Annotated in this window: 7 protein-coding genes and 1 CRISPR repeat array; all 7 genes read right to left on the bottom strand. The window is 62.9% G+C overall.

Features of this window, described 5'->3' with window-relative positions; genetic code table 11:
- Window positions 1-353 precede the first annotated feature (353 nt).
- Window positions 354-5,959: direct repeats of the CRISPR family, unit length 31 nt; unit sequence GTTTCGATCCACGCGCCCGTGAAGGCGCGAC.
- Between the two features lie 230 nt (window positions 5,960-6,189).
- The 7 genes from cas2 to MMG94_RS07780 are packed head-to-tail and all read right to left on the bottom strand — an operon-like array spanning window position 6,190 to window position 13,901.
- Window positions 6,190-6,480, bottom strand: coding sequence for a CRISPR-associated endonuclease Cas2 (gene cas2, locus MMG94_RS07810; protein ID WP_016922093.1), 291 nt, complete (start codon window positions 6,478-6,480; stop codon window positions 6,190-6,192).
- 4 nt (window positions 6,481-6,484) lie between these two features.
- On the bottom strand, window positions 6,485-7,519 hold the full coding sequence (gene cas1c / locus MMG94_RS07805; RefSeq protein ID WP_016922094.1) for a type I-C CRISPR-associated endonuclease Cas1c: 1,035 nt from the start codon (window positions 7,517-7,519) through the stop codon (window positions 6,485-6,487).
- A 3-nt stretch (window positions 7,520-7,522) separates the two neighbouring features.
- Window positions 7,523-8,164, bottom strand: a complete 642-nt coding sequence (gene cas4, locus MMG94_RS07800) for a CRISPR-associated protein Cas4 (RefSeq protein WP_016922095.1) — start codon at window positions 8,162-8,164, stop codon at window positions 7,523-7,525.
- Window positions 8,165-8,179: 15 nt separating this feature from the next.
- Complete coding sequence (gene cas7c / locus MMG94_RS07795; RefSeq protein ID WP_016922096.1) at window positions 8,180-9,130, bottom strand: type I-C CRISPR-associated protein Cas7/Csd2; 951 nt, start codon at window positions 9,128-9,130, stop codon at window positions 8,180-8,182.
- Window positions 9,130-10,917, bottom strand: a complete 1,788-nt coding sequence (gene cas8c / locus MMG94_RS07790) for a type I-C CRISPR-associated protein Cas8c/Csd1 (RefSeq protein ID WP_016922097.1) — start codon at window positions 10,915-10,917, stop codon at window positions 9,130-9,132. The genes cas7c and cas8c overlap by 1 nt, the downstream gene beginning before the upstream one ends.
- Entirely contained in the window at window positions 10,914-11,606 is a 693-nt protein-coding gene (gene cas5c / locus MMG94_RS07785) for a type I-C CRISPR-associated protein Cas5c (RefSeq protein ID WP_016922098.1), read from the bottom strand. The genes cas8c and cas5c overlap by 4 nt, the downstream gene beginning before the upstream one ends.
- 51 nt (window positions 11,607-11,657) lie before the next feature.
- Window positions 11,658-13,901, bottom strand: coding sequence for a CRISPR-associated helicase/endonuclease Cas3 (locus MMG94_RS07780; RefSeq protein ID WP_016922099.1), 2,244 nt, complete (start codon window positions 13,899-13,901; stop codon window positions 11,658-11,660).
- Window positions 13,902-14,010 lie beyond the last annotated feature (109 nt).

Below are 14,010 nucleotides of genomic sequence, written 5' to 3'. Positions count from 1 at the left end.
AAGAGCGCGCGGGCATTTTGCGGCCGCTGCTTCAGTGGCGCGCAGCCGCTGTAGGAATGCAGCGAAAACGCCGGTTCTCTCCCACCTGCCAAACACGACTCCTCACTTGCGCTGGCGCGGAAGGTAGTCTCCTCGATCGTCAGCCGCGATGACTGCAAAGCTTTTGGCTCTGCGCTCCGCAGGGCGCGACCGGGCCGAGAGCGGCCTTCGCGACGTTGCGGATGTTTTATCGACGCGCCCGTGGAGGGCGCGACGCTTCGACCAAATGTATGCGGCGATCAAGGACGCGTCGTTTCGATCCACGCCCGTGAAGGCGCGACCAGCCGAAGATTTATCACAAGCAGGGCGGCGACGTTTCGATCCACGCGCCCGTGAAGGCGCGACCTGCATCGCGGCAAAGCATGATCTGCGTAAGATCGAGTTTCGATCCACGCGCCCGTGAAGGCGCGACAAAAGCCGATGATGATCGGGATCAGCCAAGGAGTGTTTCGATCCACGCGCCCGTGAAGGCGCGACTCCCGCCGTCGATCGTGTCTGTGGCGCCGTTGGGGTTTCGATCCACGCGCCCGTGAAGGCGCGACGCCTGATCAATCTTGCGGATGCGATCGTTGGAGACGTTTCGATCCACGCGCCCGTGAAGGCGCGACATGTCACACAAGACGTTCCAACGCCTCCGCGTCGCCCGTTTCGATCCACGCGCCCGTGAAGGCGCGACATCCGAAGACTGGTTGCATGACGACAGCGAGCCCAAAGTTTCGATCCACGCGCCCGTGAAGGCGCGACATCCCAATCGCGACGATCGTTGACATTGAAGACCGCGTTTCGATCCACGCGCCCGTGAAGGCGCGACCCGGACGTCCCAACGCTGATCTCAATGCGGCTCTGTTTCGATCCACGCGCCCGTGAAGGCGCGACAACAGATATGTCAATCTGGCGTCAATCCAATCAGAGTTTCGATCCACGCGCCCGTGAAGGCGCGACCGCGTCAACGAGATAGATGATCTGATTGTCGCCTCGTTTCGATCCACGCGCCCGTGAAGGCGCGACGATTTGCCCTCGGCCTTTTCGAACTTCTGAATTGCGTTTCGATCCACGCGCCCGTGAAGGCGCGACGATCGTGCCTTGCACGGTGACGACGCCTGCGATCGTTTCGATCCACGCGCCCGTGAAGGCGCGACCGGCCACGCCATGCTGCACACGATGTACGGGCAGGCATCGTTTCGATCCACGCGCCCGTGAAGGCGCGACCGCGGCCCGTCGAGGCGCGCACGGCCGGCAGAGAGTTTCGATCCACGCGCCCGTGAAGGCGCGACGATTGGAAAGACGCCGATTGAGCAACCTAAAGGCGTTTCGATCCACGCGCCCGTGAAGGCGCGACGACCAATCAAAATCACTTGGCGGAGCGGATGGCGGTTTCGATCCACGCGCCCGTGAAGGCGCGACGCCGCACGAAACCGGGACGTCGCGTAACTAACGCGTTTCGATCCACGCGCCCGTGAAGGCGCGACGCGACGGGCCCAAAACCTTCAAGGCTTTGAGAATGTTTCGATCCACGCGCCCGTGAAGGCGCGACGCTTTCGGAGGTTCCTTCCCAAGCCCGACAGGCATAGTTTCGATCCACGCGCCCGTGAAGGCGCGACGATGACGTTGCCCGCGGCGGCATGGGTGATGGCGAGTTTCGATCCACGCGCCCGTGAAGGCGCGACTCTCCACAGTGATCGAGTCGCCTGACGTATATTTGTTTCGATCCACGCGCCCGTGAAGGCGCGACCATCTTTACGACGCCAATAAGCAATGGAATGCGCGTTTCGATCCACGCGCCCGTGAAGGCGCGACTCTATGCGCTCGTCCCAAACCTTGTTGGACGGCGTGTTTCGATCCACGCGCCCGTGAAGGCGCGACGCAAAGCCGCATGCCGATCACGGACGGTCTGGGGTGTTTCGATCCACGCGCCCGTGAAGGCGCGACGCCAACGCTTGGCGCTGCGTTGCCAGCCAAGATGTTTCGATCCACGCGCCCGTGAAGGCGCGACATCACTGTGCTGCTCGCCGGCAAATCCGTGATGAGTTTCGATCCACGCGCCCGTGAAGGCGCGACGCGCATCGAGGTCCGCGCCCTGCGCGAAGAGCAGGTTTCGATCCACGCGCCCGTGAAGGCGCGACCGCCTATCGGCTGCGCCTGTGCAACGCGCTTGAGTTTCGATCCACGCGCCCGTGAAGGCGCGACCATTCGACCTCTTCACGGGCAAGCGTTATTATCAGTTTCGATCCACGCGCCCGTGAAGGCGCGACATGCGCTTGCCGTCGCGGAAAATATCGAACGGGATGTTTCGATCCACGCGCCCGTGAAGGCGCGACGGGCTGCAACCGACGCCCTTGTCGAGGTCGCGGACGTTTCGATCCACGCGCCCGTGAAGGCGCGACGATGCTGATGGCGGGGATTTCGCCCTTGGCGATGTTTCGATCCACGCGCCCGTGAAGGCGCGAGGGATCGAAGGTCGAGGCTGGGTCTTCGCAAGCGTTTCGATCCACGCGCCCGTGAAGGCGCGACTCCCTCCCCGCCGTGATCCGTGGCGGGCATGGGGTTTCGATCCACGCGCCCGTGAAGGCGCGACCGGCAAGCCCGAAGAAGCCCATTGCCGGCTCTGGTTTCGATCCACGCGCCCGTGAAGGCGCGACTTTAACCCCGAAAATCTTCTTCGCTGCTACGAAGTTTCGATCCACGCGCCCGTGAAGGCGCGACTCGCGGCGAGGATTTCGTCTTTCGAGTAGATTTTGTTTCGATCCACGCGCCCGTGAAGGCGCGACCATGTAATCGCGTTGCGTCACGCCGACAGGAATGAAGTTTCGATCCACGCGCCCGTGAAGGCGCGACGCGAATAGGAAGGGAGACGTTGCCCGGATTGTTGTTTCGATCCACGCGCCCGTGAAGGCGCGACCTGATCGTAAATCAGGAACGTCGACAGATAGTCGCGTTTCGATCCACGCGCCCGTGAAGGCGCGACGTCGAAACGACGCAAAAGGCGTGAGCCGTAAAAGCGGGTTTCGATCCACGCGCCCGTGAAGGCGCGACGCGAGGCCATTAATATCGGCCGCTACCAAAGCGCGGTTTCGATCCACGCGCCCGTGAAAACGCGACTTGGCGCGCTTGATAGCCGTTGCGAACGTATGGAGTTTCGATCCACGCGCCCGTGAAGGCGCGACTGCCGGAAAGGAATAACGCCTGCGATCCTGCATTGTTTCGATCCACGCGCCCGTGAAGGCGCGACAAGGCGTCTGCGATTGCTGGTTGAGCGACGGAAGGTTTCGATCCACGCGCCCGTGAAGGCGCGACCCTGCGTGTTGGCGGGCGGCTCCTGGATCACAAGCGTTTCGATCCACGCGCCCGTGAAGGCGCGACTTCTACGGTCGCGCACCCCTCCATTCCGAGCATGTTTCGATCCACGCGCCCGTGAAGGCGCGACGTCCCCGTTCTCCTGTCGGGGACCGCCACTCAAAGTTTCGATCCACGCGCCCGTGAAGGCGCGACGGAGGCGCTTCTCGGCGTTTCGCAGGAAGTCGTTGTTTCGATCCACGCGCCCGTGAAGGCGCGACTGGTGCTGACCAAAAACCTGCATCGCCGCCACATGTTTCGATCCACGCGCCCGTGAAGGCGCGACGGGGGTGACTGGACAGTCGGCGCGCTAATCGGCGGTTTCGATCCACGCGCCCGTGAAGGCGCGACATGCGGTCCACGACCTGATTGAGGACGCCATGGAGTTTCGATCCACGCGCCCGTGAAGGCGCGACCCGGGCACCGGAGGGATTTCGGTCGGCTCAGGGGGGTTTCGATCCACGCGCCCGTGAAGGCGCGACCGCGTGAAGGGCGATTCGCTCGGCATGACGATCGCGTTTCGATCCACGCGCCCGTGAAGGCGCGACCAACCCTAAAAGCCTTCGGGCGCGCGCATGGGGTCGTTTCGATCCACGCGCCCGTGAAGGCGCGACCTCGCCTTCTGGGCGGTGATCCCGGCCGCATGGGCGTTTCGATCCACGCGCCCGTGAAGGCGCGACCCCAGTATTTTTCGTGCGTCGTCGCGCTCCAAGTGTTTCGATCCACGCGCCCGTGAAGGCGCGACAGCGCCTCGCCGGCCGAGCACCCCGAGAGTATGAGGTTTCGATCCACGCGCCCGTGAAGGCGCGACCTCAGCGACGCGCTGCCATTGGTCGCCGTGCAAGTGTTTCGATCCACGCGCCCGTGAAGGCGCGACGCGTCCCGCTCCGCATCCTCCATGCGGTACACGTCCCGTTTCGATCCACGCGCCCGTGAAGGCGCGACATCAGCAGTCGGCTGCTCGGCAAGAATTTCAACAAGTTTCGATCCACGCGCCCGTGAAGGCGCGACCCCCGGAAGACGGCGTCCCGACGGCCGGCGACATCGTTTCGATCCACGCGCCCGTGAAGGCGCGACCCGCCGTGTCGGCCTGTTCGGGGGAGCCTGGGCGGTTTCGATCCACGCGCCCGTGAAGGCGCGACCGGGAAACCGCGGGAATCGCCCTATGGCGGGTTGTTTCGATCCACGCGCCCGTGAAGGCGCGACACTGATAGCGCTGCATCAGTTCCGGCATATTGACGTTTCGATCCACGCGCCCGTGAAGGCGCGACCTTCGCCTCGCGCTGATCCTCCCTGGAGATCGGAAGTTTCGATCCACGCGCCCGTGAAGGCGCGACGCAAATCATCCTTCACGACAAGATGAAGGCGATGGTTTCGATCCACGCGCCCGTGAAGGCGCGACAATTTGATTGCTATTTTATCCCATATCTCATCTGGTTTCGATCCACGCGCCCGTGAAGGCGCGACGAGCACGCCGGACGAAGCCTTCAAGGTCAGCACGGTTTCGATCCACGCGCCCGTGAAGGCGCGACGCTGATCTATGCCATCTGGCTTCGCCTGTTCTGGCTGTTTCGATCCACGCGCCCGTGAAGGCGCGACCTCGCCTGCCGAAGGCGACGGAGGCTGTTGCGCAGTTTCGATCCACGCGCCCGTGAAGGCGCGACCGCAAATCTTCCGGCGTCTTGACGAGCCCGGCGGCGTTTCGATCCACGCGCCCGTGAAGGCGCGACCGTCCAATCGTTTGCGCTCGTCAAAAATCCGTTGGATGTTTCGATCCACGCGCCCGTGAAGGCGCGACCCTGAAAGTTCTGGAACGACAAAAGATATGAAGCGTTTCGATCCACGCGCCCGTGAAGGCGCGACCCGCTCTGCATCTTTACGCCGCCAATAAGCAACCGTTTCGATCCACGCGCCCGTGAAGGCGCGACGCGCACGCCATAACCGCTTGAGCCGGCTAACGTGCCGTTTCGATCCACGCGCCCGTGAAGGCGCGACAAGCTATCGATCGCATGACGAAGGGGCTTGGCGAGTTTCGATCCACGCGCCCCTGAAGGCGCGACCCCCCTTGGCGCAATCCCCGCCGAGCTACAGCGGAGTTTCGATCCACGCGCCCGTGAAGGCGCGACCCATCATTCCCGACGGTCCCAAGGCGGATTGAGCGGTTTCGATCCACGCGCCCGTGAAGGCGCGACCCGCTGTAGCTCGGCGGGGATTGCGCCAAGGGGCGGTTTCGATCCACGCGCCCGTGAAGGCGCGACGCGCCCTACCATCCAGCAAGTCGCTCAGTATATTTGGTTTCGATCCACGCGCCCGTGAAGGCGCGACATCGCGGCGAGAATTTCATCTTTCGAATAGACGTTGTTTCGATCCACGCGCCCGTGAAGGCGCGACTCGCATGCGCAAACGCGATTGTGAGCAACACGCCGTTTCGATCCACGCGCCCGTGAAGGCGCGACCGCGCCAGCGTCGACAACGGTTTGTCACGATAGGAGTTTCGATCCACGCGCCCGTGAAGGCGCGACGATAACAGTGAGGATCAGCGTCAACATAAGGCGCGTTTCGATCCACGCGCCCGTGAAGGCGCGACCGGCTTGATCCTAATTCTTTGGCCCGTATCCAGAAAGTTCTAGTTTTGCGCGAACCGGCCCTGGATCTCGGCAAATTTCGGGACGCTTCGGCGCCGCGAAATAAAATGTCGTGCAGAAATATGAGTTTATGCGCTGCGCGAAACCTGCGGCGTTCCAGGGCGCGCTACCGGTTCGCGCGCTTTGAATGAAATGGAAATTAGCGCCTGGGCCCAACATCGAGCGCGGCGGCTCAAATAATAAGCGGCGCGTCGAAATCGGCGGCCGGCTTCGCTCCCACATGCTCGACCCGCCGGCGCCAGTTCGCGCCGAGAAAATAGTAGCGAAGGCTGTCGCATTTCGGATCGATCAAGGCTTCGAGGCGCGCCCGCAACGCCGTCCATTGCGCCGGGTCGACTTCGATCTCGAAAACCGAATATTGCACGCGTTGTCCAAAATCCTGGCATGCCTTGGCGACGCGGCGCAAGCGCTTCGCGCCGCCGGGTTCCGACGTTCGAACGTCATATGTTACGAGGACCAGCATAGGCCTATTTCCCGAACCAGGGCGGGTAGGCGTCCAGATCTCCGCGCAGATGACGCGCTAATAATTGCGCCTGGAGGAATGGGGCGAGGCCAAGCGGCGCGGTTTCGTCGAGAAACGGATGCCGGCGTTCCGTCTTCTTGCGCTCCTGCCAAGCGGACAAAACCGTCTTGCGGCTTTCATCGTTCAGCAAGACAGCGCCATTGTCTTCCATCCGGAAATCCTGAATGCGGATTTGCCGACGGTTGACCAGAGAAAGGGCGAGCCTGTCCACCAAAGCGGGCCGCATCTCTTCCATAAGATCAAGGGCGAGGCTGGGGCGTCCGGGCCGGTCCCTGTGCAGAAATCCGACGGCCGGATCGAGTCCGACGGTCTCGGCCGCGCTGCGGCAGTCATGCGTGAGAAGCGTATAAAGAAAAGAAAGGAGCGCATTCATCGGATCGAGCGGCGGTCGGCGGGAGCGTCCGCGAAAAACGATGGCGGGGTCGGGAGAGCGGATCAAATGCCCGAACACGCCGAAATAGAGCTGAGCCGCCTCGCCCTCTGCGCCGCGCAGCGCATTCACGTCGCTCGTGGATATCTGGACGCTTCGGAGAATGCCGCCGAGCCGGGCGACCGCCGCTTCGATCGCCGTTTTTGCCGATATTTGCGTTTCCTCTCCATAGTCGCGCAATGCGCGTTGAAGAACGGCGCGCTGATTCGCGACCTTGCCGGCGACGAGACTCCTGACGATCGCTTCCGGTCGCTCGCTCGCCCGATATTGCTGGCGACGCAGCAGCACATTTCCGGACGTCGGCCCCTCGACCCGGGCCTGGAACCGGCCGTTGCGATCGAGCAACACGACAGTTATTCCACGCGCCGCGCAGGCCTGCAGCAAGGGCGGCGTCAGCAGCACGGCGCCGAACGCCACCACCGAAGCGATCATGTGGAATGGCGCGCGGGCGCGCTCTTCGCCCTCGACCTGAACAACGAGGTTCTCGCCGTCCTTGCTCAGGGCGGCGCCCTCCGATGTGACGTAAACCGTGTTCAGCAGCTTCTTCATGCTTCAGCCGCCCTGCGCTTCGCTCAGGAGTTTGTCGATCTCACGATCTCGCCAGGCTTTCGCCGAACGTCCGGCGATCCTGGGACGGCACAGCTCGATCAGGGAACAGGGATCGCATTTGCGCTTTTCGTATATTGCGGGCGGCGTGACGCCGCTGAGGATCGTCTCGCGCAGCTCTCGCGCGACTCTTTCCGTGAGCGTTCGCAATTCCATGTCGAAGCGCACGACGACGCGGCGGCGGGTCTGTTCGTAGAACAACGCGCCTTCGGGAATGGAGAGCCCGGTCATTTCTTCGAGACAAAGCGCCTGCCCGCAAAGCTGAGCTTCGTCGGCGCGGTGGAGCTTCGGCTTTCCGCGCTTATATTCGACCGGATAGGGAATCTCTCCGGCTTCGGATTTGTGATATTCGACGAGATCGGCGACGCCCGCGAGTTGCAGCCGCCGACACGATAGCGGAAGCGCGGAGACGCGCCGCACGCCGCGCGAGTAGCGTTGCCCTTGACGATCGACCGCCGCATGCAGCACCCGCCCCTCCGCGGTGAAGCGATTCTCCTCCCACAGCCGCTCGACGTGAATCAGCGCCGCCTGACGCAGGCAGTAGACAGCGTGCTGGAGCGCGGATAGAGGGATGGGGTCGTCGTCCATCTCTCGCTCTCGCCTTTACAGCAGTTCGTGAATGGTCACGCCTTGCGGTGCGTCGGCGCGGTCGATGGTCACCTGATAGTCCGAAAAGCTGCGAGCCGGGCGGGCGTTGTCGAGCCGTTTGTCGCCGATCGGATAGGCCTCGCCGCCATCGACACGCGCCACTTTCACGCGCTCGAACAAATCATGCGCCGCCGCGCGGCCGAGCGCGTTGTCGTGCTCGAAAACGACGAGCTTACGCGCCGCCATTTCGCCGCGCGCGGCGGAGCGATCATGCTCGAACATGTTTTTCAGCGCGTCCCACAAAAAGGCGACATCGGCGTCCGAAAAGCCGGTGCGGGCTGCAAGATGCGCCGACACGAAGCCATGCGTGCGGTAGAGCCCGTAGGGCACGATGTGCTTACGGCCCATGGTGCGGTTTTCCGTGCGATCGTCGTCGGCGCCGTCCTCACGTTTTTTCTTTTCCGCCTCGTTGGTGGCGGCCATCCGGGTGATGGAGATTTCGAGCGGCAAGATCGGCTCGATCGATCGAGAGAAGGAGAGCTGCACCGGCCCGCGGACCTGTCCGCAATTTATGCCTGTGCTCATCACCGCGCCGAATGTACGCACATCGAAGAAATTGTCGCACATGAATTTCTGCACGAGCTTGGCTTCGGCGTCGTCCTTTGGATTGAGCTTTTTGTCCTTTTCGACTTTGGGATCATCGGGCCGCGCCACCTTGTAGGCTTCGCGATGTCTCTCGTTGAGAATGGCGCCTTCCTGAACATAAATGGCGAAGCCGGTATCGCCCCCTTTGGCGATCTCCGCATAGTTGCGGATCTTGCGCTTGAGGCAGACATCGGTGACGAGGCCCTGATTGGTCTCGGGATCGAGACGCGGCAGATTGCCGGCGTCGGGATCTCCGTTCGGGTTGCCGTTCATCACATCGAAGAGAAAGACGAAATCGAAACGGTGGCCGAGCGTAGTCATCAAAGTTGCTCCTCGGAGACGGTGGCCGGTTCGTCGGCGTCCGACGATTTGCGGCGGTTCATTTGGTGAAAATAGCCGAGCGCGAAGGCGCCTTGGCTTTGCAAGCTCAGGATCGCCGGAAACTCGGCCGGAAACGCATTCATGATCTCGGAGAGCTGACTGGCGAAATAGCCTGCGAGCCCCTTCGAATTGCCAAGCGCCTTGCTCTGGTGATGCACGTTCATGCGTAATAGCAGCGGGAACACCGAACGCGGCGTCGCCGACGCCGAGCCATAATAGCGGTCTTTGATGCTGGCGTTGACGTTGCCCAAGGCGAGATGCTGCGTTTTTTCGAGAACTGCGAACAGTCGGCCGAGCAAATAGGCGGGGTTTGAGTTTTCTGGATCGAGAGCCACCGGCGCCTCCTGTTTCATTTCAAAGTTATTGACGAGCACGGCTTTGATTATAGACACGCGCAGCGCGTTCACATCGTGATCGGCGCGGATGCGCATTAACACGACGGAGAGCAGCGTTAAGGGATATTGCGTCCCTGCGAGAATCGCCCGCAACCAATCGCCGGCGAGCTGTGGAGGGATGTTCTCGCTCTTGCGCTGCGAGGCGGTTTCGATTAGCAGTCGCCACATGGAAGGGGCCGCTCCGCGCGGCGGCGGCTCGATGCGCATACGCTCGACATGTTCGAGATAGCGCCGTGCGATGACGCCGAAATCGTCCTCGACATAAAAGCGCACCGAGAGGCGCGCGGCGTTGGGTGCGAGGCCGAGGACATAAAAGCGCACGCCGTCGGCCAGCGCTGGCTCGACCTCGGTGAGGGGCTCGCCTTGGGTCAGCCGCCGTAATTTGTCGGCGATCTGCCGCGTGGCCCCCGCATTGGCGGCCTGTTCTTCCTCGACCGCGGCGGCTTCCGCTTCGTCGGGCGACTGCGGGTCGATCATCTCGCGGAACAGACTCTCGGCGCTCGCCGCCGCGACTGCATCGCGCGAGTCGGCCCAAAAAACCGTGGAGGCGTCGCCGACCTGAATACGATGTCCGCTGCCGCGTTCGAGAAAAAGGTTGAGCATTGTCGTGTAGGCGAAGGCGGCGTATTCGCCGACCGGCGCATTGTCGCCCTGCTCGTGTCCGTAGGACTTGAAGGCGTCGAGATTGAAGGAAATGAGGGCGGCGCCGGACGATTGAGCGCCCCAAACGCCTTTGATCGACGGATGCAGGCGCGCCACGGGGCCGGGCTTCCCCGTCACCAGGCAGATTTGCGGCGAGCCGGACTTCTGGCCGGTCATCCGCGCGAGCGCTTCTTTGGCGGCGGGACGATCATGCAGATAGACGCCGTTTCGGCGCTCGCTTTCGAGAGCGAAGACGACGTTCTGGTCTTTCAGATCGTCGGGCCAGCCGAGTTCGGCGAAACGCTCGGGCCGCCAGTCTCGCAAAAACGCAAGAAAGGCCGCGAGTCCTTCATCGGTTGCGCCCGCGAGCAATTCCTCTTGATGCGCGACGAACTTCGCGTGCTCATCGGCTGTGCGTTTGCCTTCGCCAGCCGTCACGCCAAGCGCATAGGATGTCTTGTCCCAAAGCGAATTGGATGCAGGCGCGACTGTGCGTTTGACGGGCTGCGGCACGAGCATCGGTCGTGGCGACAGCTTCTTGCCATCCGCGATTCTCAGGTCGGAAAGATGCGCGATGCGCCCATTGGCGTCGAGCGATATGACGAAGCCAACTTTCTCTGTCGAATAGCCGGGCGCCGGCGCATTTGGCAGCCGCTCATAAGCCTGGACCAGCGAAGCGAGGATGCTCATCGGCGGATCTCCGGCGAACCCGGCGGCGGCACGCGCATCACGCCGTCCTCCAGCCGCGCGTTGAAGAACATGGACGGCCGCCCGGGCGCGGCGTGGTCGATGTCCCAAAGCATCAGGCCGAGGTCGCGCGGGGTCCCGAAGCCCTGAGACGCCGTCTTTGCGCTCGGCGGCGGCGCGGGCGCATCGGCGGGCAGAAGCTCGAATTGGGCGACGAATTCGCGCGTGCCGAGGCAGGGTTGGTGAAAGCACTGGCCACGCGCCGCGCGGCGGTTGAACATGTCGAGATGTTTGCCGACGCTGTCTTCCGCGCCCGCCCGCGCCGTCATGTCGAAATGCGCCTCGATCACATAAGCGGGCTGCACCAGCACGGTGGCCGCGCGCTGCTGGCGATCCTCATCGACATGAAGATGCAGTCCTTCGATGGAGCCGCGCTTCATGGCGCTGGCGATCTTGCCGGCGGGCGCCTTGGAGCCGACCTCGTTACGGCGGATCGAGGCGAAGCGGATCGGCTCCAGCACATGGATGGCGTCGATCACCCAGCGGATCGCCGGCTTCCAATGGATGGCCTCGAGAACGCCGCGCGCGGCGGAGGGGGTGATCACATCGTATGAGACGCGTTCGGTCTTCAGCTCCGGGCGCGTGAAGCAGGCGTAATCGCCCGAGACTCTCAAACGGACGCCGTAGGACAAAGTCTTCTCCCTCTTTCGATCCGAGCGAGTCACATGTTTATTCAGTTGTTTTCACACAACCAGCCACTGCTCCTGCCCGAGATAATCGGCGTCCTCCCATAGCAGCCCAACATCCGGCTTGTAGAAGTCGGAGCTTCTTTCGAGCACCGCGAACTGATCGCCGCGCAGCTTGGGATGGACGAAGGCGACATGGCCGTTCTCCAGGAGCAGTCGCCGCGCGGAGGGCGGCGTTTGCACGATGTAGGGCTGGAGAAGGCGCGCCAGCCGGCCAGACGGAATCGTCTCGAATGCGAGATTCTTCACCGCTTCTTGCGCGCTCGCATCCCAGGGAATGATGACGGGCGTCATGCCGCTCTCGATCATGCGAAAGCTCCGGCCGATGCTGCGATAATTGAAATTCGGCTTGTCCAAAGGGAGCAGCCAGGCGTCCATGACCTCGAATTTGTCGAGCTGTTTCTCGCCCTTGCGCCAATAGACCTCTGCGAAATATTCGCGGATCGCTTCGGGCGAGAGCAGGTCGTCGCGCCGCACGCGCTTCATATCCTCGGCGAACTGCCTGATCTCGCGCGGCGGCGGGAAATCGGGGGATTGAAAAATGCCGACAATGCTTTCGTCGATCTTGCGCTGTCCCTCGCGGTTGCAGCGGCCCGCCGCCTGCGCGATCTGATCGAGACCCGCTTCGGCGCGCCAGACGCGCGGGAAATCCAGGTCGACGCCGGCTTCGACAAGCGACGTCGCGATGACGCGGCAGGGTTTTTCGGACTTCAGCGTCTCGCGCACATGCGCGAGAATGTCTCGCCGATGCGCCGCGCATTGCCGCGTCGAGAGATGAACGGCGCCGTCGAGCCCGGCGTCTCGCGCCTTGCGATACAGCGCCAGCGCATGGGCGCGGCTGTTGACGATGACGAGGCCCTGCGAGCTTTCGCCAAGCTGCCCGACGAGCGCGTCGTCGTCGAGAACCCCGAGCTTCTCGACGCGAACGCGCTGCAATTGTCTGTGCAACCGCTGGGGATCGGGCGCGAGTTCGCGCTCGGGCGGCAAATCCAGCCCATCCTCGAAATCTACCTTCCGCACGGCAGGCTGGGTCGCCGTGCAAAGCACGATGGATGCGCCGTAATTCAGCGCGAGTTCGTTGAGCGCGGCGAGGCAGGGGCGTAATACGTGCAGCGGAATGGTTTGCGCCTCGTCGAGGATGATCACGCTGTTCGCAAGATTGTGCAGGCGGCGGCAACGCGAGGGGCGGTCGGCGTGCAGGCTTTCGAACAGCTGCACATTGGTGGTGACGATGACGGGAGCGGCCCAATCCTCCATCGCCAGTTTCAGTTTCTCGCGCGAGGAGCGGTCCTGATTGCGCTCCTCGTCGATGGAGGAATGGTGCTCGAGGACAATATCCTCCCGATCTTGTAGAACGCTTTGAAAAATCGCCGCGGTCTGGTCGATGATCGAGGTGAAGGGGATGGCGTAGACGATGCGCTCCATGCCGTGGCGTTTGGCGTGGTCGAGCGCGAAAGCGAGCGACGCCAGCGTCTTTCCGCCGCCGGTCGGCACGGACAAAGTGAAGAGTCCGCGCGGCAGGTCCGCCTGCTTCCGCGTATGCGCCAGAACCTCCGCCCGCAGCGCATTGACAGGCGTCGCCTCCGCACGGGCGCCGAGTTTCGCCATATGCTCGTCGAACCGGCCGCGCAACGCATCGACAATATCCGGCAGAGCCCTCCATTCGCGCGGACTGGAGCGGCCCTCGGCGCGGTCGTAGAAAGCCTCGGTGTCGCGAAAATCCGCATCGACGAGGCATGAGAAAATCATTCGGCCAAAGAAGGCCAATTGAAAAGCGAGCGTCTGCCTGCTCGCGCCGGCTTTGAAGGACTGTTTGATCAGGCCGTCGGCGACGGGCGCGATCTCCTCACGCCAGACGGGATCGAGCGCATGGAGCTTTTTTCCGACGCGCTCCTCGAGCGACGCCGCGCCGACGCTGTCCGGCAGGCCCGCGTGATGCCCCGCGATGGCGTGCGCGACGATTTCGGCGATCAATTTGTCGCGCGGCTGCGCGGCGAGAGCCATCGCCTCCCTTGCGCCCGCCGTCGCGTGATCGACCGCGTCGCCGCCCTCGAGCCGCTTTTGGAATTCCGCAGTGTATTTGCCCAGATCGTGAAGCAGGCCGGCAAGTTTCGCTGCGCGGCCGGCGCCGAATTTCTCCGCATTCCGGCTGGCGCGATCCGCCGTCGAGCGGAGGTGTTCGGCGAGCTGTTGCCATTCCGATTTGGGCCGATCCGGAAGCGAATGAGCAAAATAATCCATCTGGACAAATTTCCCCGTCAAATAAACGCTATGGGCAAATATTGGAATTCTGACGCTAAATTCTGGTCCGGCAACCGCCCGCCCGGATCGTCGCCTGAAACTTTGTGTC

The sequence above is a fragment of the Methylocystis parvus OBBP genome, assembly GCF_027571405.1.
Taxonomy (GTDB): domain Bacteria; phylum Pseudomonadota; class Alphaproteobacteria; order Rhizobiales; family Beijerinckiaceae; genus Methylocystis; species Methylocystis parva.
Note: the sequence above shows the minus strand (reverse complement) of the source record. Positions and strands in the feature narration are given on the sequence as shown.

What these genes read in the sequence shown, in the direction of transcription:
- cas4 (WP_016922095.1), bottom strand. Translation starts at nt 8,164, where the DNA reads ATGGACGACGACCCCATCCCTCTATCCGCGCTCCAGCACGCTGTCTAC.
- cas7c (WP_016922096.1), bottom strand. Translation starts at nt 9,130, where the DNA reads ATGACTACGCTCGGCCACCGTTTCGATTTCGTCTTTCTCTTCGATGTG.
- MMG94_RS07780 (WP_016922099.1), bottom strand. Translation starts at nt 13,901, where the DNA reads ATGGATTATTTTGCTCATTCGCTTCCGGATCGGCCCAAATCGGAATGG.
- cas2 (WP_016922093.1), bottom strand. Translation starts at nt 6,480, where the DNA reads ATGCTGGTCCTCGTAACATATGACGTTCGAACGTCGGAACCCGGCGGC.
- cas1c (WP_016922094.1), bottom strand. Translation starts at nt 7,519, where the DNA reads ATGAAGAAGCTGCTGAACACGGTTTACGTCACATCGGAGGGCGCCGCC.
- cas8c (WP_016922097.1), bottom strand. Translation starts at nt 10,917, where the DNA reads ATGAGCATCCTCGCTTCGCTGGTCCAGGCTTATGAGCGGCTGCCAAAT.